Raw genomic sequence first — 24996 nt, forward strand, 5'->3', positions numbered from 1 at the left:
GCGCGGGTTCTGGAACGGGCGATCGGGCGAGCTAGGCGGCCCGGGATGTCCCGTGTCCAGCGTGAACCACGCTCCGCTTCCACCGGTGGACAGTCTGCCATCCGCCCCTTACGCATCGCAATACAAGTGCATCTTGCGAGCTATCACGACATTCGATAGCCCAGCCGGCTCGTCCCTAAACGTCGGCCGGTCGCACCACCCCGGTCGCAACCCACCGGAGGCYGGATGACAGCGTGGAACGCGGAGCCGACCCAGCCGGTCATGTCAGGAGCGGGTACACCAGATGATCATCAGTTCACATGTCGGGGCGGGTGCCCTGGTCGGCATGGCCGTCCGCAGGCCGGGGGCGGCGCTCGCCGCGGGCTTCCTGTCCCATCTTGTGATGGACGCGCTGCCGCACTGGGGCACCGGCCCGAACACCGAGCCAGAATGGCTGCCGATCGCTAAGAAGGACGGCGTCGCGGGACTCGCGGCGATGGCGCTGCTGACGGCGTCCGCACCGGCGGCCGTCCGGCTCTCCGTCCTCGCCGGGATGACAGGCGCCTGCCTACCGGACACCGACAAGGTCGGCCGCTTCTTCGTAGGTCACAGCCCTTGGCCGACCCGGTTCGACCGCTTCCACGAGGCGATCCAGAACGAGGCCCGCCACCGTCTCCCCCGCGAGGTCGCCACCGCCGCCGCGCTCACGGCGATCAGCACGCTCACTCTGCGAGCCTGGTCCGCCCGCACCCCGCGAGCCGACTGAAGCCACGCCATCGACGCCCATCCCTGGGCATGGGCTTGGTGGCTCGGTGGCGCGGAGTTCCGGAGGCAGCAGTCTCGGGGGACCGGAGTCTCGAGAGACCGGAGTCTCGGAGGACCGGAGTCTCGGAGGACCGGAGTTCCGTGGTTCCGGAGGACCGGCGTTCTGAGACCGGGCCTCAGAGTTCCAAGGATTCGAGGTCAGGCAGGAGGACGGCGGCGCCGGTGACGCGGTCGGCGGCAAGGTCCRCCAGGGCCCGGTCGGCGCTGGCGAGCGGGTAGGGCGTCACCGTCACCTCCAGCCGGTGACGGGCCGCGATCTCCAGGAACTCGGCACCGTCGACCCTGGTGTTCGCCGTGGTACTGCGCACCGCGCGTTCCTCGAACAGATGACGCTGGTAGTTCAGCGGGGGGACGTCCGAGAGGTGGATCCCAGCGATGGACAGAGTGCCGCCGCGGTCGAGCGCCTGGAGCGCGACCGGCACCAGGTCGCCGACCGGCGCGAACAGCACCGCCGCGTCCAGCGGCTCGGGCGGGGCGTCATAGGCACCGGTCACCGAGGAGGCGCCGAGGCTCAGCGCCAGGCGCTGGGCGTCCGCCGAACGCGTCATCACATGCACGGTGGCCCCCTCGGCGAGGGCCACCTGGGCGGCAAGGTGCGCGGAGGCGCCGAAGCCGTAGATGCCGAGCCGTCCGCCCGGTGGCAGTTCCGCGCGCCGCAGCGCCCGGTAGCCGACGATTCCGGCGCACAGCAGGGGCGCGAGCTCGCCGTCGTCATAGCCGGCCGGGAGCCGGTAGGCGTAGTCGGCGCTCACGACGGCGTACTGGGCGTAGCCGCCGTCGACGTCCCAGCCCGTGTAGGTGGACGCGGGGCAGAGGTTCTCCGCGCCGCGGCGGCAGTACACGCACGTACCGTCCGTGCCGGCCAGCCAGGCGATGCCCAGCCGGCCGTCCGGCCCAAGCCCCGGCCAGCGCGCCTCGATGTCGACACCGGGCCCGGCCTCGTCGATCATGCCGACGACCTCGTGGCCCGGGATCGTGAACGGACGCCTTGGCGCCAGGTCACCCTCGGCGAGATGCAGGTCGGTCCGGCACACCCCACAGGCCTTCACCCGCAGCCGGACCTGCCCGTACCCAGGCTCGGGCACCGACAGCTCAACCTGGCGCAACGGCCCTGTGGCCGCCGGCCCCGGCCTGGCCACCTGCCAGCCCACCATCGTGCTCACGCCCGAGGTCATGCCCGAAGACTCTCACTGGCTATCGCCCGACGGACGCCAACAACGACATCCAGCCACACGACCACCACCGAACAGCCCAGCCCAGCCAAAGGCCCGGCCACTGGTCCGGACCGGCCCGGCGCTTTCTGGTCCGGCCCGGAACCAACGCGGGGAGCAGGGTCCCTGTCAGATCCGGGGTTCCTGCCGGATCGACGGAGCTTGCGTACGGGGTCCCTGCCGGATCTGCGAAGCAGATCTGGGAGGTCGTGATCTGGGAGGTCAGGCTCAGCGCCCGATGTCTAAGCGCCAAGCGGTCGCGCGAGCAACCTCCGAGGCGCTTAGACGTTCACGCCGTAGTCGCGCGCGAGGCCGGCCAGGTCGTTGTGGCCCTGGCCGACGGCGCGGAACTTCCAGTCGGCGCCGTTGCGGTAGACCTCGCCGAAGATGACGACCGTCTCGGTCGAGTAGTCCTCGGAGAGGTCGTAACGGACGAGCTCGGTGCCGTTCTGGTCCACGACACGGATGTAGGCGTTGCGGACCTGGCCGAAGTTCTGGGCCCGGTTGACGGCGTCGTAGATGGACACCGGGACGACGATCTTGGCGGCGTCGGCCGGGACGAGACCGAGGTTGATGACGACCGACTCGTCGTCACCTTCGCCCTCGCCGGTCCGGTTGTCGCCGGACAGYTCGATCGCACCATCGGGCGACTTCAGGTTGTTGAAGAAGACGAAGTGCCCGTCCGTGACGACCTTGTTGCTCTCGCTGACGGCGATCGCCGACGCGTCGAGGTCGAACTCGGTGCCGGTGGTGGTGCGGGCATCCCAGCCGAGGCCGACGGTCAACGTCGTGAGCTGCGGGTTGCCGGCGTCCGCCGCCGTCTTCGTCAGGCTGACGTTGCCGCCCTTGGCGAGGCTGATGGCCATGTATGAGTCCTTCCTGGCCGATCTGTGTCCACAAGCATCGACGGCCATGACAGTGAGCAGCGCTGGTCGCGAACACCTTCGCACAATTCGTCCGGCCGATCAGCTGGCCCGTCGCGCGCCGGACAGCCCGACCCGCCACCGGGACCACGTCCGGGCACATTCCACGCCATATGGCCACCGAAGCAACACGTAGACGACAACAAGGAACCGTCGTGGAACCGCCGAGGGCCGGCTGGCGAGGGATCGGCCGGGCGGAGGAGACACCGGACATGACGGATGTCATCGCGGGTTCGTGACGGTCATGACTGACGGCGAGGCGACGCCCAGCGGCACCCTGCTGGCATGCGCAGACGACCCYTGCCTCGGCCACCGCTCGACGTCGCCGAACGATCGCRCGGCGCCGGACCCACCGCCGCCCGATCCACCGTCTTCCGAGCCGCCGCCGGCCCGTCGGCCGCCGCGCCGGGCCCAGCCGCGGCACCGGTGACGCTGGACGACGTCCGGCGCAGCTACGGGGCGACCAGGGCGGTCGACGGCGTCACCCTGACCGTGCCGGCCGGCCAGGTGGTCGCGCTGCTCGGGCCGAACGGGGCCGGCAAGTCCACGACCATCGACATGCTCCTGGGCCTGACCACCCCGGACGCGGGCACGGTCAGACTGTTCGGCCGCCCGGCCCGGCAGGCCTGTGCCGACGGGCTCGTCGCCGCGATGCTGCAGAACGGCGGCCTGCTTCCGTTCGTCACCGTCGAGACGCTGCTCGACACGCTGCGCGGCCTCTACCCGCGCCCGCTGACCACCGCCGAGGCGCTGCGCCGGGCGGGTGTGTCCGACCTGGCCGGGCTGCGCACCGAGCGGCTCTCCGGCGGCCAGCGCCAGCGGGTGCGGTTCGCCACCGCGCTGCTGCCCGACCCGGCGCTGTTGGTGYTCGACGAGCCGACGGCGGCGATGGACGTCTCCGCCAGGCAGGCCTTCTGGGCGGAGACCCGGACCTGGGCCGCCGAGGGGCGCACCGTGGTGTTCGCGACGCACTACCTGGCCGAGGCGGACGACTTCGCCGACCGGATCGTGCTGCTGCGCGGCGGCAAGGTGGTCGCCGACGGCACGACGACCGAGGTGAAGTCGCTCGTCGGTGGCCGGGTCATCCGGGCGACGCTGCCGGGCGTCGACGACCTCCGGCTCGCCGCGCTGGGCAGGCTGCCGGGCGTCAGCCGGGCGGCGCGGCGCGGCGACACCATCGAGCTGCGCTGCGCCGACAGCGACGTGGCCCTGCGCGCGCTGCTCGCCGAGGCACCCGCCGTCCGCGACCTGGAGATCACCGGCGCCGGCCTGGAGGACGCCTTCCTCGCCCTGACCGCCGACCCGGCGACGTCGCCCGCCGCGCCCACCGGGATCACCGGGATCACCGGGATCACCGGGCTTGACACACACACCTACGCGCCGCAGACCAAGGAGACAGCGCGATGAACCCGGTCATGGTGACCGCTCGCTACACCCGGTTCGAGATGGCCAGGATCGGCCGCAACCCCCGGTTCCTCATCTTCAGCATGTTCCTACCGGTGATCATGTTCGCCGCGTTCACGTCGGCGGACGCGACGGACGCGCTCGGCGACATCACTGTCGGCCCCTACATCATGGTCAGCATGGCCAGCTTCGGGGCCATGATGTCCGTCGTCAGCACCGGTGGCCGCATCGCGCTCGAACGCGCCGGTGGCTGGAGCCGCCAGCTGCGGCTCACCGCCCTGACCAGCGGCCAGTACATCACCAGCAAGATCATCGGTGGGTTCACCCTGGCGCTGCCCGCGCTGGTCGCGGTGTTCGTCGAGGCGTACGCGCTCGACCGGGCGAGGCTGTCAATCGGTACCTACCTCGAGGCCGGTCTCTGGGTGCTGATCGGCATGCTGCCGCTGGCGGCGCTCGGGATCCTGCTTGGCTACCTCGTGCGGGCGGACAACGCGGGGCAGCTCATCGGCGGCATGACGTCGCTGCTCGCGCTGGCCGGCGGCGTATGGGTGCCGGTCGAGCAGTTTCCTCACTGGTTGGCGGACGTCGTGAAGGCGCTGCCGATGTACTGGTCCGGGCAGGCCGGCAGAGAGGTGATCGCCGGCTCCTGGGTCGGCTGGCACGGGGTTCTCGTCCTCGCCGTCTGGACCCTGGTGCTCGGTCGGCTCGCGGCCCGCTCCTACGCCCGCGACCAGCTGCGCGCCTAGAGCTCCGGGGCGCGATGATGCTCTTCCTTCGCGTCGCCGACGGCCTTCTTCCGTGGCGGCACTGGTGTGAACCGATTCGAGGAACATGAGAGAACCACAGGCAGCGTCGACGAGGGTGGCGGGCGAGCCGGGCGAGCTATGGAAACTGACCAGCTGACACCGGACGGTCCCCAGGGCTGGGCGAAGGTCCGCGGGTGGCTGTTCGAACCGATTCGCGGCGGCGACGCGCTCGGTCGCACGGCCGGGATCACCCGGTGGCGGCGGACGTCCGGGATCTGGTTGATCTATCTCGCCTATGCCTTCGCGGACCTGGCCGACGAGCGGAACCCGGCGCGCGTCGTGCTCGCGATCGTCCTGATGGGTGCCTTCTGCTACCTCTACGTCGTCCCGCTGCCGCGGGCCATGTTCGCCGGGCCACGCCGGGACCAGGTGACCGTGCTGGTCGGCGGGCCGCTCATCATGGTCACCTACCTCGTCCTCGTCGGCCGCGGCGGGCTGATCTTCCCGACCTTCCTGGCGGTCGCCTTCGCCCTGCTGCTGGTGCCCGCCGTGAGCCTGCCGATCGTCGTGGCCATGGCGGCCGCCGTCACCTGGCTTCCGCAGTACGTGCCGAGCTGGCACGCGCACGGCGCCCAGTGGTCCACATCCGGCCCCATCGCCCTCGTCATGTTCGCGATCTACGCGATGCGCGCGGGCGCCCGTCACCAGATCGAGCTGGCGCGGGCCCGGCAGGAGATCGAACGGCTCGCGCAGGAGCAGGAACGACTGCGGATCAGCCGCGACCTGCACGACCTGCTCGGGCACGCGCTGACGACGATCACCGTCAAGGCCGAGCTGGCGGCGAAGCTCGCCACCCGCGCCCCGGAACGGGCCGCCGCCGAGATGTCCCAGGTAGCGGCACTCGGCCGGGAGTGCCTCGCGGACGTGCGCGCGACGGTGGCCGGCTACCGGCAGGTCAGCCTGGTGACGGAGCTCGCGACGGCCCGGGAGGTGCTGTCCGCCGCCGGGATCCGCACCGAGCTGCCGGCCGCCGTCGAGGACGTCCCTGTCGCGAACCGCGAGCTGTTCGGCTGGGTGCTGCGCGAGGCCGTGACGAACGTGGTCCGGCACAGCGGCGCGTCCTCGGTACGGGTGGTGGTCACCGACCGGTCGATCGAGATCGTCGACGACGGTGTCGGTACCTCCCCGGCCGCGGAGTCGGCCGATCCGAAGGCGCCCGCCCTCGCGAGGCCGAGCGGTGGGGGCAGCGGTCTCGTCGGCCTGGCCGAGCGGATAGCCGCCGCCGGCGGCCGGCTTGAATCCGGCCCGGCTCATGGCCTGGCCCCGGCCGCCGGCAACGGCCCGTCGCCGCGCCACAACGGCACGATCCGCGGCTTCCGCCTACGCGCCACAATCCCAGCCTGACCCGAACCCACCCCACCGCGCCCGGACGGAGCGAACCATAAATACAGTCCGTGTTCTGCTCGCCGACGATCAGCATCTTGTCCGCGGGGCGCTGGCCGCTCTGCTGTCGTTGGAGGACGACATCGAGGTCGTCGGCCAGGTGGGGCGCGGCGACGAGGTGGTCGGCGCGGTCAGGCGGCACGCTCCGGACGTCGTGCTGATGGATGTGGAGATGCCCGGCATCGACGGCCTGGCCGCCGCCGCCGCGGTCCGGGCGACGTGCCCCTCGACCCAGGTGCTCATCGTCACCACTTTCGGCCGCACCGGCTACCTGCGCCGGGCGATGGAGGCGGGAGCGCTGGGTTTCGTCGTCAAGGACGCGCCACCGGACGCGCTGGCCGACGCCGTCCGCCGGGTGGCGCGTGGCGAGCGCGTTGTCGACCCGGCGCTCGCGGCCACGACGCTCGCGAGCGGGCCGAGCCCGCTCACCGGGAGGGAACGCGACGTGCTGATCGCGGCCAGGGACGGGGCGACCGTGGCCGACATCGCCGGGCGGCTGTTTCTCTCCGAGGGGACGGTCCGCAACTATCTGTCCGCCGCGATCGCCAAGACCGGTGCCCGCAACCGCATGGAGGCTCTCCGCGCCGCCGACGAGTCCGGCTGGCTCTGACCAGCATCGATGCGACTTCCGGGCCGCCAGCGCTCCGGGGCCGCCGGGACCACGCCGGGGCCTGGCGGGCCGGCGACGGTGCGCGAAAATCGGGTCGGGAACGGCGGCGGCACTCTGTAGCCTGATGGGCATGGCGTTGGTGGTGGCGAAGTTCGGCGGCTCCTCCGTAGCGGACGCGGACAAGATCAAAAGGGTGGCCGAGCGCGTCGTCGAGCAGCGCCGCGCGGGTAACGACGTGTGCGTCGTCGTGAGCGCGATGGGTGACACGACCGACGAGCTGCTGGAGCTCGCCGAGCAGGTGTCCCCGCTGCCGCCGCCCCGCGAGCTGGACATGCTGCTGACGTCGGGTGAGCGCATCTCGATGGCGCTGCTGGCGATGGCGATCTCGAACCTCGGCGCCGAGGCGCGCTCGTTCACCGGCTCGCAGGCCGGTGTGATCACGACGGGCACGCACGGCAAGGCGCGGATCATCGACGTCACGCCCGGCCGGATCCGGACCGCCCTCGACGAGGGCGCGATCGCGATCGTCGCCGGTTTCCAGGGTGTCAGCCAGGACACCAAGGACATCACGACGCTCGGCCGCGGCGGCTCGGACACGACGGCGGTCGCGCTGGCCGCCGCGCTGCACGCCGACGCCTGCGAGATCTACACCGACGTGGACGGCGTCTTCACCGCCGACCCGCGGATCGTGCCGAACGCACGGAAGATCGACACGGTCTCCTACGAGGAGATGCTCGAGCTCGCCGCCAGCGGCGCCAAGGTCCTCATGCTGCGCTGCGTGGAATATGCCCGCCGCTACAGCGTCCCCGTGCATGTCCGCTCGTCGTTCTCGACCAAGCAGGGCACCTGGGTCATCGATCTACCGGAGGCTGAGCTCGTGGAACAGGCCATCATCCGCGGCGTCGCGCACGACAACAGCGAGGCGAAGGTGACGGTCGTCGGCTGCCCGGACAAGCCCGGGGTCGCGGCGGCGGTGTTCCGCGCGGTCGCGGACGCGGACGTCAACCTCGACATGATCGTCCAGGTCGGGTCGGTCGCCGGTTCCGGACGGACGGACATCTCGTTCACGGCGCCGAAGGCCGACGGCCGCGTCGCCCTTGCCGCGCTGGAGAAGGTTCGCGCCGAGATCGGCTTCGAGAAGACCCTGTACGACGACCACATCGGCAAGCTGTCGCTGATCGGCGCGGGGATGAAGTCGCACCCAGGGGTGTCGGCCCGGTTCTTCGGCGCGCTCGCGGACTCGGGCGTGAACGTCGAGATCATCTCGACCTCCGAGATCCGGATCTCGGTCGTCGTCCGCGACACCGACCTGGCGGGCGCCGTCAAGGCGGTCCACGATGCCTTCGAGCTCGGCGACCCCGACAACCAGGCCATCGTCTACGCCGGCACCGGCCGCTGACCGATAGCTTCCCCACCGATCTGCCAATGCACGGGTGAACGCATGCCGGAGGCTCGGCGTTGATCACAGGTAGGCAGGCAGATCAGCGGGGACCCCTCGCCTGACTACAGCAAGAGCAAAGCCCTCATGGAGAGGAACTTCGGCCGTGGCCGACGAGAGTGTGCGCCGTCCTACCCTTGCCATCGTTGGCGCGACCGGGGCCGTGGGCACCGTCATGCTGTCGCTGCTGGACGAGCGCCCGGACATCTGGGGTGAGATCCGTCTGATCGCCTCGGCCCGCTCGGCGGGGCGGACGCTGCGGGTACGCGGCCAGGACGTCGTCGTCCAGGCACTCGCGCCCGAGGTCTTCGACGGTGTCGACATCGCGATGTTCGACGTGCCCGACGAGGTCTCCGCCCAGTGGGCGCCGGTCGCCGCCGAGCGCGGGGCGATCGCCGTCGACAACTCCGGCGCGTTCCGGATGGACGCGGACGTGCCGCTGATCGTCCCCGAGGTCAACGCCGACGCGCTCGCCGACACGCCACGCGGGATCATCGCCAACCCGAACTGCACGACGCTGTCGATGATCGTCGCTGTCGGCGCGCTGCACCGCGAGTTCGGGCTCGAGTCGCTGTTCGCCACGTCCTACCAGGCGGCCAGCGGCGCCGGCCAGGCCGGCATCGACGCGCTCTACGACCAGCTGGCCGCCGTCGGCGGCCGCCGCGACCTCGGCCAGACCGCGGGAGACGTGCGCAAGGCTCTCGGCGAGGACGCCCTCGGGCCGTTCCCGGCTCCGCTCGCGCTCAACGTGGTCCCGTGGGCCGGCTCTCTCAAGGACGGCGGCTGGTCGTCGGAGGAACTGAAGATCCGCAACGAGTCACGCAAGATCCTCGGCATGCCGGGGCTGCGCGTCTCGGCCACCTGCGTGCGGGTCCCCGTCATCACCACTCACGCGGTGGCGGTGCATGCCCGGTTCGCTCGCCCCGTCAGCGCCGCGGAGGCTCGCGCCGTGCTCGCCGGCGCGCCGGGGGTCGCCGTCGTGGACGACCCGGCGGCCGGCGAGTTCCCGACGCCGGCGGACGTCGTCGGGACCGACCCCACCTGGGTGGGCCGAATCCGCCAGTCGCCGGACGACCCGAACGAGGTGGCGCTTTTCGTGTGCGGCGACAACCTCCGCAAGGGTGCCGCCCTGAACACCCTGCAGATCGCCGAGACCCTCGTCGGCCGCGGCCTGCGCTAACCCCGCTCGTCCGGCACGACGATTTACCGAACAACGGTTGCGAATACAAATACCGGAGGGCGTCGGACGCAACGGAAAACATCCGACGAAGCATCCGGTCTCGTTCGGGCTCGCGGCATCCAGCGGCCGGCACATTCACGCCGGCCGCTGAGACGAGCATGTCCAGAACGCTCTTCGGCAGCGATCGTCGCCATGCGCCGCTGGCGGTCTGGCGCCCTGCCCCGCAGGCAGTTCCGACTGGCCCTTCCGCCCACCGGCCAGGCGGACGGAAGCGCCGAAGCCCACCGTGCAAAGCGATCAGCCCGCCTCCCCGGGGAAACGGGCTGATCGTGGTCGAGGACTGAGCCCTAGATCGGGCAAAGCCCGACTTCGGGGTCCGGAGTCACCCGTGGAGCAATATGCAGAGCGGGCCACCGGGGAGGCTGCCCAGAGGACAACGACCAGGGTGGCCCGTCAAGGTCTGCGTGGCTCAGATGGCGTGGACTGCGTCGGCCTGCGGCCCCTTCTGACCCTGGGTCACCTGGAACTCGACCCGCTGGCCCTCCTCAAGGGATTTGTAGCCGTCCATGTCGATCGCGCTGTAGTGGACGAAGACGTCGGAGCCGCCGCCATCCACCGAGATGAAGCCGAAGCCCTTTTCCGAGTTGAACCACTTAACCGTGCCCTGAGCCACGTGCCGTTCTCCCTGCTGGTGCAGTCAGGGCCCGCACCGCGCGGACCCCGGGCCAATTGCCGGGACATTCATCACCGGCTCAGTTCCGCAGTGTCTCGGTTGAGACACAACCAAACTGCAGCCAAGCACGACGGTACACGTCGAGGGGCGCGCGCGGGAGCCCTCCGGGCCAGGAAGTCCACTTCATCCGCCGGTAACAAGCCGACGTCCAGGCACGCTCCGATGCCYACATCGCATCCGTCCCAATCGGCCGAGACCACACGCCGGCATGACGAAACGGCGCACCCTGCCACAAACCAGCCACTGATCGGTGAGTGATATAAGTCACCTACTATAGTCCAGGGCGAGCACGCGGGCCATTGATCTCCACAGCCGTGTGGCACTTCGTCAGGCCGCCACGCGGGGCMAGCGCTAGCCGGGCAGTGCCTGAGTGAGATCGGCGATCAGATCCGCGGGCTCCTCCAGGCCGATGGACAACCGCAGAAGACCAAGGTCGACACCGGCAGCCGCGATCTCCTCAGGAGTCTGGTGGGAGAACACCAGCGTCGCCGGGTGCGTGATCAGGCTCTCGACGCCCCCGAGGCTGACCGCGTTGACGAACAGGCCGACCCCGCGCAGCACCTTCCGGGCCGCGTCGAACCCACCCCTGACGACGAAGCTGAGCATGCCGCCGAACCCGGCCATCTGCCGGCGGGCGAGCTCGTGCTGCGGGTGATCGACCAGCCCCGGGTAGTGCACCGCCTCGACGGCTGGATGGCCGGCGAGGAACTCCGCTACGTCTCGCGCGGACGAGTTCTGCCGCGCCAGCCGCAACGGGAAGGTACGCAGGCCGCGGGCCAGCAGCCAGGCCTCGAAGGGATGGCAGACCGGGCCGAGAACCCGGGCCGTCTCCCAGGCCGCCTCCATCAGGTCGGCGCGCCCGGTCACCACGCCCGCGGTGACGTCGCTGTGCCCGCCGAGGTACTTCGTCGCCGACTGGACGACGAGGTCCGCGCCGAACTCGATCGRCCGGGTGTTGAAGGGCGACGCGAACGTGTTGTCTGTGATCATCAACGCCCCGTGCGCGTGCGCGGCGTCGGCCGCCGCGGCGAGGTCGGTGAGGACCAGGCTCGGGTTGCTCGGCGTCTCGGTGTAGACGACCTTGGTCCGGTCGGTGACCGCGGCCGCGAGCGCCGCCGTGTCCGACTGCTCGACCAGGGTCACCTCGACGCCGAAGCGCGGCAGCACGTCCGCCAGGAGGGTGAGCGACCCGGTGTAGTGCTGGGTCTGGGCGACGACGTGGTCGCCCTGGGAGACGTTCGACAGCAGCGCGGCGCTGACCGCCGCCATCCCGCTGCCGACGAGGAGGGCGGCCTCGGCGCCGTCGAGCTCCCGCAGCATCTCCTCGCAGACCCTGGCGTTGGGAGAGCCGTATCGGGTGTAGAACCGCGCGGGGCCGACGGCGCTCGCGACCTCGGCGGCCCGCTCGTCCGCCGGGAGACGGTAGGTGCTGGTCTGGAAGATCGGCGGATTGAGCGGCTCGCCGATCGGGTCGTCATGCCAGGCCGGGTGGATCAGCCGGGTGATGTCCGCCCAGTTCCTGGCCGCGGCCGGTTCGGGGCTCCGCTGTCGGGGGTTGCGCTGTTCGCCGGTCATGGCCACAGCCTGCCCGGCCCCTCCGCCAGGCCGCGACCCGATTTCGGCGTCATCCCGCCCAGGGCGACCGAACTCGCCGCCTTCCGCCCCTACCCCCACCCGAAGCTGGCGCCCGTCCGGAGCCCAACAGGACCCGCGACGGGAAGGGGAGGCGGCTGAGAAGCTATCCCTTCAGCCAGCGGCGGTGGCGGCTGTGCGAGAGGGACGGCCAGGCGTCGAAGAAGTCGCGCTCGGCGACGCGCGCCCGCAGCTCCTCCAGGCCGAGCAGCAGGCCGTAGGTGAACGCCGTCGGGTCGCCGGCCTCCTGGGCCTCGATCCCCCAGGACCGCAGCAGCCCGGCGGCCACCGTGGCGTCCTGGTGGGTGCCGAGCAGTTCCTGCGTCTCCTCGGAGACCCTGGCGAGCGTCCTGGCGTCCGGGCCGAAGACGGGCGCGAGCGCCTCACCGGCGTAACGCAGCCGCTTGGCCTGCTTGCGCGCGGAGTGCAGCAGCACATCGCGGTCATGGCCGGCCGGGGTCGCCGCCGCCTTCGCGATCTTGCGAGCGAGCTTGCGGTCGGCGGAGTGGACCAGCTCGCGCAGCTCGGTCGCCGCCGGGCGCCGTGCTCGCCCGGCCAGCGGCGCGCGCACCAGGTCGCCGAGGTCGACCAGCAGGATGAGGTAGCGCTCGTCGCGCAGCGCCGCGAGCGCCTCGGCCCGGCCCTGTGACATGTCGGCCTTGAGATGCCGGGTCAGRCTCTCCTCGACCGGTCCGCGGACCAGGTCGGGCGGCAGTGCCGCGAGCCGGCCGCCGAAGTACTCCAGTTGCACCTCGCTGTCGCGCGCGCCCGACAGCGCCCGTGCGAGGTCGCCGAGCTCGCGGTCGAGATGAGCGGCCAGGTCGACCGGGAACAGCGGCGCGAACGTGCGCAGCGTGCTGCGCGTCCGGCGGGTGGCCACCCGCATCTTGTGCACCGCGTCCGGCTCGTCCATCCGCACCCGCGGGTCGGCCGCCAGCAGGGCCTCCACCTGCGCGGACAGGTAGACGCGCAGCACCTCGCCGGCGGTGAGGTTGGCTCGCCGACGCCGGCCGGCCGGGATCGTCGGCGACGGGCTCGGGGCCGGCTCGGGCGGCGCGGTGTTGGCCAGGCTGAGCACATGGGCGAGCTTCGAGCCGTGCGGCGCGTCCGTCGCGCCGGCCGCGCGCAGGGCCGCCTCCACGTCGTCGAGCAGCCGCGCCCCGCCGGCGCCCCCGAGAGGCGCGTCGGCGCCGGCCGCGCCGGCCGCCGAGGTGCCGGCGGCCGGGGCGGCCCCGTTGGGGGGCTGGGTGAGCAGCTCCACCTCGATCTCGCGCCACTGGGTCAGGACGGCCCGATCGCCCAGGGTCTGGGCGCGGACCTGGTCGTCGACGACCTCCGCCAGCGGCTCGCCGGCCGCGTCCAGCAGCCGGGTCGCGCCGCGGGTGGTGACCAGCCGGGCGACCGGGCTCACCCGCGCGCCGCGCAGCTGCAGGAACACGATGTCGAGCAGGTCGGCCGGCGGCGCGCAGTGCGCGATGCCCCGCTCGTCCGGCTCGCTGGCCGACAACGGACGGTGGATCTCCTCACGCGCGCCGCCGCCGGCCGGCAGCTTCAGGTGCCAGCCGTCGTCCGAGCCCCCGGTCCGGCGGCGCAACGTCACCTTGGCCCGGGCGAGCCGYAGGTCCTCGGAGTCGTAGTAGACCGCTTCCTGGGTGAACGTCTCCGGCTTCGTCACCGCCGCGACGCCGACGCCGCGGCCCGCCTCGTCCAGTGAGGGCAGCACGAAGTCCGCCTTGACGGCGAACTTGSGCTCGATCTCCAGCTGACCGCCCACGTCGTCCCCTTTCGGAGTGCCCGCCCGGGTCACCCCTATGCCCCGCCACCTCGGCCGCGAGGGCGGCGGGCGGTGGGGTACTGGGGTTGTCGTCCTACGAGCGGAGCCAGGCTCAACCAAGCACGCGCCTACGCTCGGCTACCGGCGACCGCCAACGCTGCCCAGCCATGGCCCGCGCACAGAGCAACAACCTCAGTTTGCCGTTTGTTCTCCTATTGTTATCCGGGAGTTGGCAGCCAGGAGACGGATCCAGCCAACAACACATATCCGACGAACGCCACCGAATCGATCAGCGTGTGTGCCACGACCAGCGGCACCACCCGACCACGCCGCTGGAAGATCCGACCGAACAGCAGACCCATCGCGACGTTGCCGAAGAAGCCGCCGAGACCCTGGTAGAGGTGGTAGGAACCGCGCAGCAGGGCACTGGCCGCGAGCGCCCGCCGGTCACCCCAGCCGAGCTCACGGAGCCGGACCAGCAGGTAGCCGGCGACGATGACCTCCTCGGTCACCGCGTTCTGCAGGGCGGAGCCGAGCAGCACCGGGATCCGCCACCACACGTCGGGCAGCCCGGAGGGCGCGACGGTCAGGTTCGCCCCGCTGTGCCAGGCGAGAAGGTAGAACCCCAGGCCTATCCCGCCGACGGCGGCGGCGAGCGCGGCACCGAAGGCCAGGTCGCGCCCCGGGCGGCGCCGGTCCAGYCCGATCACCCGGGCGCCGCCGCCATGGCGGCTCAGCAGGTAGACGGCCAGGAACGCCGGGACGATGGCATTGAGCAGCCCGGCGAGCTGGAGCGCGAGGTCCAGCCACGGCCGGCCCGGCGCCGCGGACCCGTTGAGCAGCGCCACCTGGCCGCGGACCGGACCGCTCGTCACCGCCCCGATGTAGCGGATGAAGGCGAACAGCCCCGACATCCCGAGCGACACCCCGAGCAGCAGCCAGATCTCGATTACCAGCCCGCGCCGGCCGAGGGCCTCCTCGCCAGCGGTTCCAGCGACCGGGGTCGCCGCGGCCACCGGAGCCGCGGCGGTCGCGGCGGTCGCGGACACCGTGGCGGCCGCCGGAGCGGGCCGCGTGTCTGGCGCGACGGTGGCGCTGGTGGGGGAAGCGGCGGACACGGGCATCCCCGAGGCGGTGCCGACGCTCTCGGTGCTCTCGGCGTCGGAGGCGGCGTGGGCCCGTGAGCCGGGGACTGGCTCCGGTCCGGTGCCGACGCTCGCCCGAGGGCGTATCCCTGGCCGCATTCCCGGACCGTAGCCCACCCGCCTGAGGCGGGGCTTAGGGCAAGGCCCGAGGCCGCCTCGCCCTGAGCCCGCCGGTCGCGGGCGCGGCCGGCCGGGTGCCGCGAGGCCGTGCTGGCCGCTTCCCGGTTCGCCAGCGCACCATCTTCTACACGGCGTAAAATTCAGATCATGGCGCGCCTGGGAGACCTAGAACGCTCAGTCATGGATGTGTTGTGGGACTCCGAAGGCTGGCTGACAGCGCGGGAGGTCGCGGCGCGGCTGCAGCACGAGCGGGACCTCGCGTACACGACCGTCCTCACGGTCCTCGAGCGGCTCGAGAAGAAGGGCTTCGTGCGGCGCCAGCGCGCCGCCCGCGCGCACCGGTACCGGGCGTCCGACGCCCGCGAGGCGGTCGTGGCCGAGGCGATGCTCGAGGCGCTCGGCAACGCCGACGACCGTGGCTCCGCGCTGGTCCGCTTCGTCGGCGCGGTGTCGGCGGAGGAGGCGGAGATCCTGCGCCGCGCGCTCACGCTGCCGACCGAGACCGAGCTGCTCCCGCCGATCGGCCCGGGCCACGACACATACTCCGACATCGCCACCCTCGGTGACGAGGCCACCGGCCCCATCACCGACACCCGCGCGGACGAACTCGATTTGTCATCGTCGTCCGATAAGGCGGGCGGCGGTAACGTTGCGTCGACATGACGACGGCGGCCGCTCTCACGCTGTTCGCCGTGGTGCTGGCCTGGCCGGTGCCACGGCTGCTCGCGGGCGCCCGCTGGACGCACGGCTGCCCCAGAGCGGCGATCGTGCTGTGGCAGGCCGTGGGGCTCGCCGGCGGGGTCTCCGCGCTGCTCGCGGCCGCCGCCTTCACCGTAGCGCCGCTGTCCGGCTCGACGCCCCGGGCGATCGCCAACCACGCACGTAACATCGCGGCCGGGCGGCCGCTGTCCGGGCTCGACTGGCTCAGCATCGTCGGCTTGATGGCCGTCGCGGCGCTGGCTGGCCGCCTGTTCGGCGTACTCGCCTCGTCCACCTACGCGACCCTGCGCCACCGCCACCGCCACCGCCACCTCGTCGACCTCGCGGCGCGGGAGCACCCCCAGACGTCCTGCCGGGACCGGTCGCATGGCCACCTCGGCGCCCCGGCCCAGGCCCGCGCCGGGCGCTCCCGCCGGATCCACGACTGGACTCCGCTCGCCGTGGTCCGCCCGCAGCCACCCCGCCCTCAGCCGGGCCGCGTGGGTACTGACAAGCAGGCCGCGAGCGCTGACAAGCAGGCTCCTCCGGGTGCCGACAAGCAGGCTCAGGCTCAGTGCGAGCTCTGCGGTCACGTGGGGCTGCGCATCCTCGACCATCCGGTGGCGGTCGCCTACTGCGTCCCCGGCGTCCGGCACGCTCGGGTGGTGGTGTCCCGTGGTCTGCTCACCACCCTGGCGCCACGCGAGCTGCAGGCCGTGCTCGCGCACGAGGACGCGCACGTCGCTGGGCGCCACGACCTGGTCATCCAGCCGTTCGTCGCCTGGCAGCAGACCTTCCCCTTCCTGCGTCCGGCCTGGGAGGCGACGGCGGCGGTCTCGCTGCTCGTCGAGATGCTCGCCGACGACGCCGCCGCCCGCCGCACGAGCGGGAAGGTGCTCGCCAGGGCGCTCGCCCAGCTCGGCGTGACCCGTTCCCTCGTCCCCGCGGGCACCCTCGGGATCACCGGGGACCTCACCCCCGGCGGTCTCGCCGGAGTCCGCGGCCGGCGCGGCGCCGCGCGTCAGGCTGGCCCCGGCACGGCCGTGGCCGACGCGGCGACCGCCACACCGGCTGCCCAGCACTCCCCCGGCGCCACGACGCTCGCGGACGCCGGGAGCACCCACCCGCCGTCGCGGTCACCGGTGATCGCGCGCATCGTCCGGCTGCTGGAACCGCCCGCCGTCCCGTGGTGGCGGCCGGCCGCCGCCTACGCCGCGGCGGCCGCCATCCTCGCGACGCCCATCCTGCTGCTCGCGCTGTAAGGCGCAGTTCCGCGACCGCCAGAGGGCCCAACCGGCGATCACGTCGACGGGCCGGGATCGGCGGCGGTGGTACTGGGACGTCATCGGCTGGTACCTGGGTCTTAAGGAGTCGGAGCCGTCATGTTTCCTAGCCGTGGAGCCCGGGCGGGGGGACGATCCGACACGGTGACGGCTTGGTGGCAGCACCGCGAGYACGTCGCCGGTACTGGCCCCTTGACGACCGCCGCGCGAACACCCCTGGACACCCATCCCCCGTGCATGCCAGCCAATGGCCTGCCGGCGGACACGGCCAAGGGTGACGTGAGCACGGCGAAGCGCCGCTCGGCCGGAGGTCTGCCGGTCGAAACGGCCGAAGGCCACGCGCGCAAGGCGAAGCCTTGCCACGATGGGAGGCGGACAAAGGAGCATGACGACGACGGCGATCGGCCCGGGCTCGGTCGGACACGGCGCCGGCGACCGCGGGGACGGCAGCGGCGGCAGCAAGGGCGGCGGCGACCCACAAGCGATCATCGTCGTCCATGATGTCAGCGGTGTGGCGGCCGCCGGCGAGCTCGGCACGATCGCGGACAGGATGGCGCAGCACGACATCCGGTTCGGAGTTATCACCTCCGGTGAGCAGCCGTTTCCCGACCCCGCGGCGCTCGACCTCATCGTCGTCATGGGCTCCGACAAGTCCGGCTACGACGACACGATCCCGTGGCTGCCCGCCGAGCTGACCTACCTGCGCGCGGCGATTCGGGTCGGCACCCCGATCCTCGGCATCTGCTTCGGTGGGCAGATCCTCGCCCGCGCGCTCGGCGGCACCGTATGCCCGGCCGAGCGACACGAACTGGGCTGGCTGCTGGTCACCACCGCCGACCAGACCGCGGTCCCGGCCGGCCCCTGGATGGAGTCGCACTGGGACGCGTTCACCGTGCCACCGGGCGCGCGGCGGCTCGCCTGGACGCCGGACGCCGAGCAGGCGTTCCGGTTCGGCCCGCATCTGGGGGTGCAGTTCCACCCCGAGATCACCCCGACGGTGTTCGAGACCTGGGCGGCCATCTGGCAGGCCAACGGACGTGACCGGGAGCTCGCCGCGATGGGCGTCGACATCGCCGCGCTGCGTGAGGAGATCGCGCGCCGGTCCGATGCCTCCCGTACCGCCTCCTACGCCCTCTTCGACGACTTCTGGGCTCRCGCCCGCGCCTTCAGCCGCGCCTGACGACTGGCTGCGCGAGTCCTGGCGATCAGTCAGACACGGCGCCAGTGGTGACGCGAAACGTCTGACTGATCTTCGAACTGCTGGCACAGGCCGATGGGGCCACCGCTCACGGGAAGCGGCACCGGCTCTCAGCCGGCGTGGCCGGCGGCTACCGGGTGGCGAGGGCGACGTCCGGTTCGTCGCGCCGCGGCTGGGTGACGAACAGCGCGGCGGTACGGGCGGCGGTGTCGCGGGCCCAACGGCCGGTGGTCAGCAGGCCGAGGATGCCGATGGCGACGCCGCAGCCGACCATGATCCACCAGGCCGCGCCGCTGGTCGGGTCGATCGCGGCATGGCCGTCCTGACCGGCGACGTGGCTGGCGGCGACGGAGCCGAAGATCGCGACGCCCAGCGCGATGCCGATCTGCCGGCTGGTCGAGGCGACCGCGGCGGCGACACCGGCCTGCGCGATCGGCATTCCGGACACGGCCGTGTTGGTGATCGGCGCGTTCACCATGCCAAAACCCAGCCCGAACAGCACATAGGCGCAGACAAGCACCGCGAGGCTGGTGTGCGGGCCCATGAACGACAGCACCACGCCGCTGGCGGGCAGCGCCGTCCCGGCGATGATCAGCGACGGCCGCGGGCCGTGGCTGGCGACGAGACGGCCCGAGATCGGCGCGCACACCGCGGTCACCCCCGCCATCGGCAGGGTCAGCAGGCCCGCGTGCAGCGCCGAGTAGCCGCGCACGTTCTGCAGGTAGAGCGTGTTGAGGAACAGGAAGCCACCCATTGCCGCGAACGCGCAGACGGCGATGGCCGTGGCGCCGGAGAACGGCGCGCTGCGGAAGAACCGCATGTCGAGCAGCGCCTCGTCGCGGCGCGTCTCGCCGACGATCAGTCCGACGAGCGCGGCGGCCGCGACGACGAACAGGACGATCGTCTGCGCCGACGTCCAGCCGGCGGCCGGCGCCTCGATGATCGCGTAAGTGAGCGTGCCGAGGGTGACGGCGACGAGCGCCTGGCCCAGCGGGTCGAACCGGCGGGCTCGGGGCGCCTTCGACTCGGGCACGTACCTGGTGGTGAGCACCAACGCGGCGAGGCCGATCGGCACGTTGATCCAGAAGATCGCCCGCCAGCCGACCCCGTCGACCAGCAGTCCGCCGAGCACCGGGCCCAACGCCATGGACAGGCCGATCACGCCGCCCCACACGCCGATGGCGCGAGCCCGCTCCCGCCGTTCGGTGAAGGTGTTCGTGATGATCGCCATCGCCACGGGGTTGAGCATCGAGCCGCCGACCGCCTGGATCATCCGGAAGGCGATCAGCCAGCCGAGGCCGGGGGCGAGGCTGCACAACAGCGACCCGGCGGAGAACAGCGCCAGCCCGGTCCGGAACACCCGCTTGCGACCGAGACGGTCGCCCATCGAGCCGGAGAACAGCAGCAGGCTCGCGATCACGAGCCCATAGGCGTCGATCGTCCACTGCAGGCCGGAGTCGGGGGCATGCAGATCCTGCTTCAGCGACGGCAGGCCGACGTTGAGGATCGTGGTGTCCATCCCCACGATGAACAGGCTCGAACAACAGATCGCCAGTACCAGGTAGCGCCTGCCCCGACTCGGCGGCTCACCCGCCGCCGCCGTTCCACCAGCCTCCGCCGCCGGCGTGGGTGCCGTCGTCATCGGCTCTCCGATCTTTGAGCTGGTAACACCGAGATCACCGAAATCGTTGTGGATGTCTAATATTTAGCAGGCTACAACTAATTCTCCCGTCGGCCGCCCCGCTCGCCTGTGACGTTTCCGCCGCCGTCGCCGCCTGTGATCGCCAGACCGGTCGCGTCGCCACCGACCGCCGCCGGCCGGCAACCGGGCAACCGGGCAACCGGGCAACCGGGCAACCGGGCAACCGGGCGGAGGATCGGTGCCGTTCGGCGATGCCGGACCTGGGCCGCGGTCCAACAGCCGACACCAACGGACAAGTGGCGCGCCGCCGATGGTTACCTGTGGGTAGTTACCAAGAGAAAGGGGTCAGGGGACTGATGACCGGGTCAGGGCTCGCAAACCCGTCCGGGCCGCGTGAGCTCCCACCAAACGAGCCGACACCGCCGCCGGCGCCAACGCTGGCATCGGCACCCACGCTGGCATCGGCACCCACGCTGGCATCGGCACCCACGCTGGCACCCGCACCGGTGGCCTGGCCGATCCGGCTTCTCATCGTCTGGCCCGCGCGTGCGGTCGCGTTCGCGGTCTTCCTTCCGTTGCGGATGCTCTACGAGCTGATCGCGCTGGTACTGCGCGGGCTGGTGCGGGTGACGTGGGGATGGCTCCTGTACCCGGGGCTGCGGGTCCTGTTCATGGCGCTGCGTCTTCTGTTCAAGGCGCTGTGGATCGTTCTGTCGGGGCTGTGGAACTGGGTGCTGCGTCCCGTCGGACGAGGGCTTGCCTGGCTCTGGACGCAGGCCTGCCTGCCGGTTCTCCAGCTGGTCGGGCTCGCGCTACGCAGGCTGATCCTCGAGATCGTGAACGCGCTCCAGGCGTTGTGGTGGACGATCCGCGTGGTCGTCCGCCACATGGTCCGCCCCGCCCGCTGGTTCACGCGGGTCGCGCTTGTCCCCGCGGCGCGCGCGACGGCGTGGGTCCTGGCCAGCGCCGGGCGCGCGATCCGCTGGTTCAGCCGGGTGACGGCCGCCCCGGTGCTGCGCGCGCTGGCGTGGGTGCTGGTCCGCGCCTGGCGCGCGATCCGCGCGGGCCTGCGCGCACTCGGCCGGCTGCTGGTGCTGTCGGCCTGGCACCTCGTCGTCCGGCCCGGCCGCTGGCTGGTCCTGGCGGTGCTCGTCCCCGGCTGGAAGGCGACGGTGGCGACGCTGGCCTGGGCGGCCCGCGCGATCAAGGCGGTCCTGCGCCTGGTGGTGGTCGTACCACTGGTCTGGAGCTGGCGGACGGTAGCGGCTCCGGCCGGCCGGGCGACCGCAAGGGCACTGCGCGTCCTGGTCGCCGTCCCCATCGCCTGGTGCTGGCGGGCGGTGGTCATGCCCACGGCCCGGGCGGTTCGCGCCGTGTCACGGGTGCTGGTCCTCCGGCCGTCACGGTGGGCCCGCGACACTGTCTGGCGGCCGATCCGCGAGACCACCTCCACCGTCGCCCGAGCCGTCACCGGCCGGCCTGTCCAGCATCAGCGGACCAAGCCCTGAACGCGGCCGAGCCAGGACGCGAGCCGCGACGAGGCGGGCGGGGACCGACCACCGGAGGGCCGAAACCGCGATCAGGTCCGCGGGCTCACCGGAGGCGGCGCTGGGCGAACAGGGGTCAGTCGAACAAGGTCGGTGGCGGGGCGGGCAGGGCGCCTTCGATCTGGAGCATGCGGCGCTTGGTCACCGCGCCGCCCGGGGCGGAGAAGCCGCCGAGCGCACCGCCGGCGGCCACCACCCGGTGGCAGGGCACGACGATCGGGACCGGGTTGCGGCCCAGCGCCTGGCCGACCGCCCGGACGGCGCCCGGCATCCCCAGCCGCGCGGCGACCTCGCCGTAGGTGAGCGTCGAGCCGGGCGGGATCGCGCGCGTCACCTCGTAGACGCGGCGGTAGAAGTCCGGCACTCCGTCCAGGTCKACCCGGACCTCGCCGAGGTCCACCGACTCGCCCGCGAGCAACGCGACCATCCCGTCGATCGCCGTCCGTACCCCGTCAGGCGCCGGCCCCTCCACGGCATCCGGATAGGCGGCCACCAGGTCGTCCCGGGTGGCGGACGCGTCGCCCTGGTCGGACGGCAGCGCGATGCCGACGATCCCGCCGTCGCCCCAGACGACGCCGCACGGACCCACCGCGGTGTCGAAGAGCGTCATCCCATGGCTGACAGACATGCCCCTATCGTGCTCCCGGCCACCGACACTCCGTCCCCATCAGGGATCACCAGGGCGGACCGACCGGGAGTGGAGTGGAGCCGAGCCGGGCCTTCGCGCTACTCGTGCTCGCCGGTGACGGTCTGCTGGGGTTGGACGCCGTCAGGGCGGAAGGTCCGGGAGGTGCCGGACGGGTCGGTTCCGAGGGTGTTACCGCACTTGGTGGAGAACCAGCGCGACCGGCCCGCCTCCGGACGCCAGCTCTCGACGTCGAACGTCTCGCCGGTCGCATATCCCTGACCGCCCGACGCGGGGACCAGGGCCAGGTATTCGTGGCAGCGCAACTGGTCCTGGAGACTCCCGCCGACCGGCCCGTCGAGCCCGGTGAACCCGGCGGACGGCGTCAGGCAACGGCGGATCGCCTGCCACATCACCGCTGTCGCCTCGTTACGGTCGTTCGCGTGCCGCGCGTCGCTGGTTGGGCGCAACGAGACCCGGAAGTCGCCGTTCGACCACCGCTGCACGGTGATCTCCTCGACGTACCGGCTGGCGCCGCAGTACGGCGGACCGTCGGCGGCCGCGCCAGCCGCGCCAGCCGCCGCGCTCGGGGCAGCGGTGGCGCCCGCGTTGGCGGTGGCACTGGGAGAGGAGGAGGCACTCGACCCGTCGGCGGAGCGCGCGGCCGCATCGGAACGGGCGGTGCCCTGAGGCTGACAGGCCACTGTCAGCGCGCTCACCAGCACCAGACCAGCCGCCACCGCACCAGCCGAGACAGCTCTACCCACCGCCCGCCTCATCACCGTTAGAGCCTAGGCCGAACGCGCCCGCCTGGCCTGGCAGCGTCGCCCGCGGGACCCGCATGTCCCGTCCGATACCGGCCAAGAGCCACGCCGACCGCGACCGGAAGCCGACCACCCGCCAGGCCGCCGGGCCGGTGGGTCGGTGGGCCGGTGGGCCGGTGGGCCACCGCGCCGCCCGACCACCGACCGCCCAGTGGTCGCGGCACCATGGGCCGGCGGTCATGCGTTCGGCGTCGTGCTCGCCGCCCGATCGAACTCCGTACCTCGCGGTCAGCCCCAACTCGTCAGCCTTGAACGCGACTTGTCGACCTTGAGGCGATTTACTCGACGATCAGCGGGTAGCGATAGATCATGCTTGCTCTTGTTGCCGCCCTCTTCTTCCTGCTCGCCGCCTTCGGAGTCGACTCGGACGACATCAACCTCGTCTGGCTAGGTTTGGCCTTCCTCGCCGCCCACTTCGCCTTCCCCATCAGCGCACCCTGGGTCAACCGCACGCGACGGTAGGAACGCGAAGAGCCGCCCGGCACTGACCGGCTCGCGTGGATCTTCGCGGTCGGGCGCGGGCCGGGAGCGCAGGCCGTCGCCACCATGATCCTGCTCGTGGCCAACAGCGCGGCGCTGGCGAGCCGCCACCTGCCAACCTCCGTCATCCCGACCGGCCTCCGTCATCCCGGCCCGGCCACGGGCCGCGCTGCTGGCAGACCAATGAGTGGACCGGAACGTGCGATCAGGCGGTTTCTGCCTTGGCGGCGGCCTTTCATCTGCTTCTTGAAGTCGCGGACCTTGAGCAACGTATCCGGCCCGGTGATGTCCGCGACCGACCGGCGGCTGCCCTCTTCGCCGTACGGCGCCGTGACCGCACGCCACCCTGGCGGCGTCACGCCCGGCTGCTTGCCGAGCAGCGCAACGAAGATCTTCGCCTTCTGCGCCCCGAAACCCGGCAACGCGCTGACCCGCCTCAGTTCCTTGCCGTCGGCGGCCGTGCTCCAGATCGAAGCCGGGTCACCGTCATACCTGTCGACGATCACCTGGCATACCGCCCGGACCTGCTTGGCCATCGATCCCGGAACCGGTGCAGCGCCGGCGGCGTCGCGAAGATCGAGCCGAGCGCGTCCGGGTCGAAGCCTGCCAGCTCGCCGACGTCGAGCGGCCGGCCAAGCCGCTGCGTCAGGATGTACGGCGCGGCGAACGCCCGCTCCAAGGGGAACTGCTGATCCCAGTCAGTCTCGGAAGGGTAGAGCAGCCGTTCCAGGAGACAGCGGCTGTTCCACGAGAAAGACCTTCACCCGCCACGGTTCACCTCGGCCACGCCGACACCACACCTCGTCGACCGTCATGCTCAGTCGTTGACCAGCCCGCCAGCGGCCCTGATCGCGGCCGTCCCCTACACCGTGAAGATCCCAGCCCGGAAGCACCCGACCGATCTCCTGCTGGTCCCGACGCAGCATCCGGACACAGCCCGCCTTGTGATTCCGCGCTCCGCCGGTCGTATCGGTGGACAGCCCGCCAGCAGGCCACCACGGCACCGAAAGGACCTCGAAGATCCTGACGATCTCGGAGCTCCGCAGGGGCTCCCATCCCGGATACTCTCGACGACGGCGAAGGAATATCCAGATGGCGACAGCTGGCATCGCCAATCCAAACACGGCCAACCCAATCGGTAGACCCCAGTTCCACGAACTGTCACGCTCACGCGCCCTGGTCGGATCACTTTCGTCGTACTCCACAGTCAGATGTTCTCCGACGCGAAAATTGCTGCCCCCAGTGCTGATCCTCGTAACGATCGGCACGCCGGCATGGGTGACGAAACGGGCCGTCATCGGCTCGTGCGGACCACCGGCGTCCACCACCTCGGCAGTAACCACGATCCCATGATTCGCGAACCAGACATTTCTAGAGACGAGGTATCCCGCACTGGCCAGCAGTAACAGTCCGACCGCCAGCGCCTTCCAAACAATTTCAGCCCTGAGCGTGAATACGTGGTCAGGCTTCCGCCTCCCAGGGGTTAGCGACCTCTCCGGCATGCGGTGGAGTATCGCATCTTTTCATACCCGAAG

Annotated in this window: 24 protein-coding genes; 12 read left to right on the plus strand and 12 right to left on the minus strand. The window is 71.6% G+C overall.

Annotated elements, in window-relative coordinates:
* The first annotated feature begins 283 nt into the window (after window positions 1–283).
* Window positions 284–745 carry a hypothetical protein gene (locus BL253_RS22450; RefSeq protein ID WP_076819110.1) on the plus strand — a complete coding sequence of 154 codons (462 nt, stop codon included), beginning with the start codon at window positions 284–286 and terminating at the stop codon, window positions 743–745.
* Window positions 746–920: 175 nt separating this feature from the next.
* On the opposite strand, the gene BL253_RS22455 is transcribed toward BL253_RS22450, so the two are convergent.
* A complete protein-coding gene (locus tag BL253_RS22455) occupies window positions 921–1958 on the minus strand; it encodes a zinc-binding alcohol dehydrogenase family protein (RefSeq protein WP_076819169.1) in 1038 nt (345 codons plus the stop codon).
* A gap of 338 nt (window positions 1959–2296) precedes the next feature.
* On the minus strand, window positions 2297–2881 hold the full coding sequence (locus BL253_RS22460) for a TerD family protein (RefSeq protein WP_076819111.1): 585 nt from the start codon (window positions 2879–2881) through the stop codon (window positions 2297–2299).
* A gap of 483 nt (window positions 2882–3364) precedes the next feature.
* On the opposite strand from BL253_RS22460, the gene BL253_RS22465 reads away from it, so the two are divergent.
* The 6 genes from BL253_RS22465 (at window position 3365) to BL253_RS22490 (ending at window position 9759) form a co-directional block, all read left to right on the plus strand.
* On the plus strand, window positions 3365–4345 hold the full coding sequence (locus BL253_RS22465; protein ID WP_241835014.1) for an ABC transporter ATP-binding protein: 981 nt from the start codon (window positions 3365–3367) through the stop codon (window positions 4343–4345).
* A complete protein-coding gene (locus tag BL253_RS22470) occupies window positions 4342–5088 on the plus strand; it encodes an ABC transporter permease (RefSeq protein WP_076819112.1) in 747 nt (248 codons plus the stop codon). The genes BL253_RS22465 and BL253_RS22470 overlap by 4 nt, the downstream gene beginning before the upstream one ends.
* A 138-nt stretch (window positions 5089–5226) precedes the next feature.
* Window positions 5227–6492, plus strand: coding sequence for a sensor histidine kinase (locus BL253_RS22475; RefSeq protein WP_076819113.1), 1266 nt, complete (start codon window positions 5227–5229; stop codon window positions 6490–6492).
* Window positions 6493–6529: 37 nt separating this feature from the next.
* Window positions 6530–7141, plus strand: a complete 612-nt coding sequence (locus tag BL253_RS22480; RefSeq protein WP_076819171.1) for a response regulator transcription factor — start codon at window positions 6530–6532, stop codon at window positions 7139–7141.
* A gap of 130 nt (window positions 7142–7271) precedes the next feature.
* Entirely contained in the window at window positions 7272–8540 is a 1269-nt protein-coding gene (locus tag BL253_RS22485; RefSeq protein WP_076819114.1) for an aspartate kinase, read from the plus strand.
* Window positions 8541–8685: 145 nt separating this feature from the next.
* Window positions 8686–9759 carry an aspartate-semialdehyde dehydrogenase gene (locus tag BL253_RS22490; protein WP_076819115.1) on the plus strand — a complete coding sequence of 358 codons (1074 nt, stop codon included), beginning with the start codon at window positions 8686–8688 and terminating at the stop codon, window positions 9757–9759.
* 469 nt (window positions 9760–10228) lie between these two features.
* Here BL253_RS22490 and BL253_RS22495 read toward each other — a convergent pair whose 3' ends face one another.
* The 4 genes from BL253_RS22495 to BL253_RS22510 all read right to left on the minus strand — a co-directional run bounded on the left by BL253_RS22495 (window position 10229) and on the right by BL253_RS22510 (window position 15022).
* Entirely contained in the window at window positions 10229–10432 is a 204-nt protein-coding gene (locus BL253_RS22495) for a cold-shock protein (protein ID WP_007513152.1), read from the minus strand.
* A gap of 411 nt (window positions 10433–10843) precedes the next feature.
* Window positions 10844–12067, minus strand: a complete 1224-nt coding sequence (locus tag BL253_RS22500; RefSeq protein WP_081438587.1) for a trans-sulfuration enzyme family protein — start codon at window positions 12065–12067, stop codon at window positions 10844–10846.
* 163 nt (window positions 12068–12230) lie between these two features.
* Entirely contained in the window at window positions 12231–13898 is a 1668-nt protein-coding gene (locus BL253_RS22505) for a CYTH and CHAD domain-containing protein (RefSeq protein WP_076819116.1), read from the minus strand.
* A 218-nt stretch (window positions 13899–14116) separates the two neighbouring features.
* On the minus strand, window positions 14117–15022 hold the full coding sequence (locus BL253_RS22510; protein WP_420801703.1) for a CPBP family intramembrane glutamic endopeptidase: 906 nt from the start codon (window positions 15020–15022) through the stop codon (window positions 14117–14119).
* A 288-nt stretch (window positions 15023–15310) separates the two neighbouring features.
* On the opposite strand from BL253_RS22510, the gene BL253_RS22515 reads away from it, so the two are divergent.
* The 3 genes from BL253_RS22515 (at window position 15311) to BL253_RS22525 (ending at window position 18325) form a co-directional block, all read left to right on the plus strand.
* Window positions 15311–15826 carry a BlaI/MecI/CopY family transcriptional regulator gene (locus BL253_RS22515; protein ID WP_076819117.1) on the plus strand — a complete coding sequence of 172 codons (516 nt, stop codon included), beginning with the start codon at window positions 15311–15313 and terminating at the stop codon, window positions 15824–15826.
* A complete protein-coding gene (locus BL253_RS22520; RefSeq protein ID WP_076819118.1) occupies window positions 15823–17124 on the plus strand; it encodes a M56 family metallopeptidase in 1302 nt (433 codons plus the stop codon). The genes BL253_RS22515 and BL253_RS22520 overlap by 4 nt, the downstream gene beginning before the upstream one ends.
* A 406-nt stretch (window positions 17125–17530) precedes the next feature.
* Window positions 17531–18325 carry a type 1 glutamine amidotransferase gene (locus tag BL253_RS22525; protein ID WP_076819119.1) on the plus strand — a complete coding sequence of 265 codons (795 nt, stop codon included), beginning with the start codon at window positions 17531–17533 and terminating at the stop codon, window positions 18323–18325.
* Between the two features lie 148 nt (window positions 18326–18473).
* On the opposite strand, the gene BL253_RS22530 is transcribed toward BL253_RS22525, so the two are convergent.
* Window positions 18474–19985, minus strand: coding sequence for an MFS transporter (locus tag BL253_RS22530; RefSeq protein WP_076819120.1), 1512 nt, complete (start codon window positions 19983–19985; stop codon window positions 18474–18476).
* A 506-nt stretch (window positions 19986–20491) separates the two neighbouring features.
* Here BL253_RS22530 and BL253_RS22535 point away from each other — a divergent pair.
* The gene (locus BL253_RS22535; RefSeq protein ID WP_076819121.1) at window positions 20492–21493 is read left to right on the plus strand and encodes a hypothetical protein; all 1002 of its coding nucleotides are present in this window, start codon (window positions 20492–20494) and stop codon (window positions 21491–21493) included.
* A 115-nt stretch (window positions 21494–21608) separates the two neighbouring features.
* Here the strand turns inward: BL253_RS22535 and BL253_RS22540 are convergent, their stop codons facing one another.
* Both BL253_RS22540 and BL253_RS22545 read right to left on the minus strand, forming a co-directional pair.
* The gene (locus BL253_RS22540) at window positions 21609–22160 is read right to left on the minus strand and encodes a methylated-DNA--[protein]-cysteine S-methyltransferase (RefSeq protein WP_076819122.1); all 552 of its coding nucleotides are present in this window, start codon (window positions 22158–22160) and stop codon (window positions 21609–21611) included.
* Window positions 22161–22258: 98 nt separating this feature from the next.
* Complete coding sequence (locus BL253_RS22545) at window positions 22259–22924, minus strand: DUF2599 domain-containing protein (RefSeq protein ID WP_081438576.1); 666 nt, start codon at window positions 22922–22924, stop codon at window positions 22259–22261.
* 366 nt (window positions 22925–23290) lie between these two features.
* On the opposite strand from BL253_RS22545, the gene BL253_RS42980 reads away from it, so the two are divergent.
* Window positions 23291–23443, plus strand: a complete 153-nt coding sequence (locus tag BL253_RS42980) for a hypothetical protein (protein WP_198946360.1) — start codon at window positions 23291–23293, stop codon at window positions 23441–23443.
* Between the two features lie 161 nt (window positions 23444–23604).
* On the opposite strand, the gene BL253_RS22555 is transcribed toward BL253_RS42980, so the two are convergent.
* From BL253_RS22555 to BL253_RS22560, 3 genes are read right to left on the minus strand one after another with little or no spacing between them, the layout of a single operon-like run.
* On the minus strand, window positions 23605–23997 hold the full coding sequence (locus BL253_RS22555; RefSeq protein ID WP_338013737.1) for an HhH-GPD-type base excision DNA repair protein: 393 nt from the start codon (window positions 23995–23997) through the stop codon (window positions 23605–23607).
* The gene (locus BL253_RS45890; protein ID WP_338013738.1) at window positions 23964–24140 is read right to left on the minus strand and encodes a hypothetical protein; all 177 of its coding nucleotides are present in this window, start codon (window positions 24138–24140) and stop codon (window positions 23964–23966) included. The genes BL253_RS22555 and BL253_RS45890 overlap by 34 nt, the downstream gene beginning before the upstream one ends.
* A 19-nt stretch (window positions 24141–24159) precedes the next feature.
* Window positions 24160–24804, minus strand: coding sequence for a DUF3592 domain-containing protein (locus tag BL253_RS22560; protein WP_241835017.1), 645 nt, complete (start codon window positions 24802–24804; stop codon window positions 24160–24162).
* Window positions 24805–24996: the final 192 nt, after the last annotated feature.

It is taken from the genome of Pseudofrankia asymbiotica (assembly GCF_001983105.1).
Lineage (GTDB): Bacteria > Actinomycetota > Actinomycetes > Frankiales > Frankiaceae > Pseudofrankia > Pseudofrankia asymbiotica.

Coding starts and splice junctions, on each gene's coding strand:
- BL253_RS22530 (WP_076819120.1), bottom strand. CDS start 19,985: ATGACGACGGCACCCACGCCGGCGGCGGAGGCTGGTGGAACGGCGGCG.
- BL253_RS22520 (WP_076819118.1), top strand. CDS start 15,823: ATGACGACGGCGGCCGCTCTCACGCTGTTCGCCGTGGTGCTGGCCTGG.
- BL253_RS22475 (WP_076819113.1), top strand. CDS start 5,227: ATGGAAACTGACCAGCTGACACCGGACGGTCCCCAGGGCTGGGCGAAG.
- BL253_RS22450 (WP_076819110.1), top strand. CDS start 284: ATGATCATCAGTTCACATGTCGGGGCGGGTGCCCTGGTCGGCATGGCC.
- BL253_RS42980 (WP_198946360.1), top strand. CDS start 23,291: ATGCTTGCTCTTGTTGCCGCCCTCTTCTTCCTGCTCGCCGCCTTCGGA.
- BL253_RS22555 (WP_338013737.1), bottom strand. CDS start 23,997: ATGGCCAAGCAGGTCCGGGCGGTATGCCAGGTGATCGTCGACAGGTAT.
- BL253_RS22470 (WP_076819112.1), top strand. CDS start 4,342: ATGAACCCGGTCATGGTGACCGCTCGCTACACCCGGTTCGAGATGGCC.
- BL253_RS22485 (WP_076819114.1), top strand. CDS start 7,272: ATGGCGTTGGTGGTGGCGAAGTTCGGCGGCTCCTCCGTAGCGGACGCG.
- BL253_RS22515 (WP_076819117.1), top strand. CDS start 15,311: ATGGCGCGCCTGGGAGACCTAGAACGCTCAGTCATGGATGTGTTGTGG.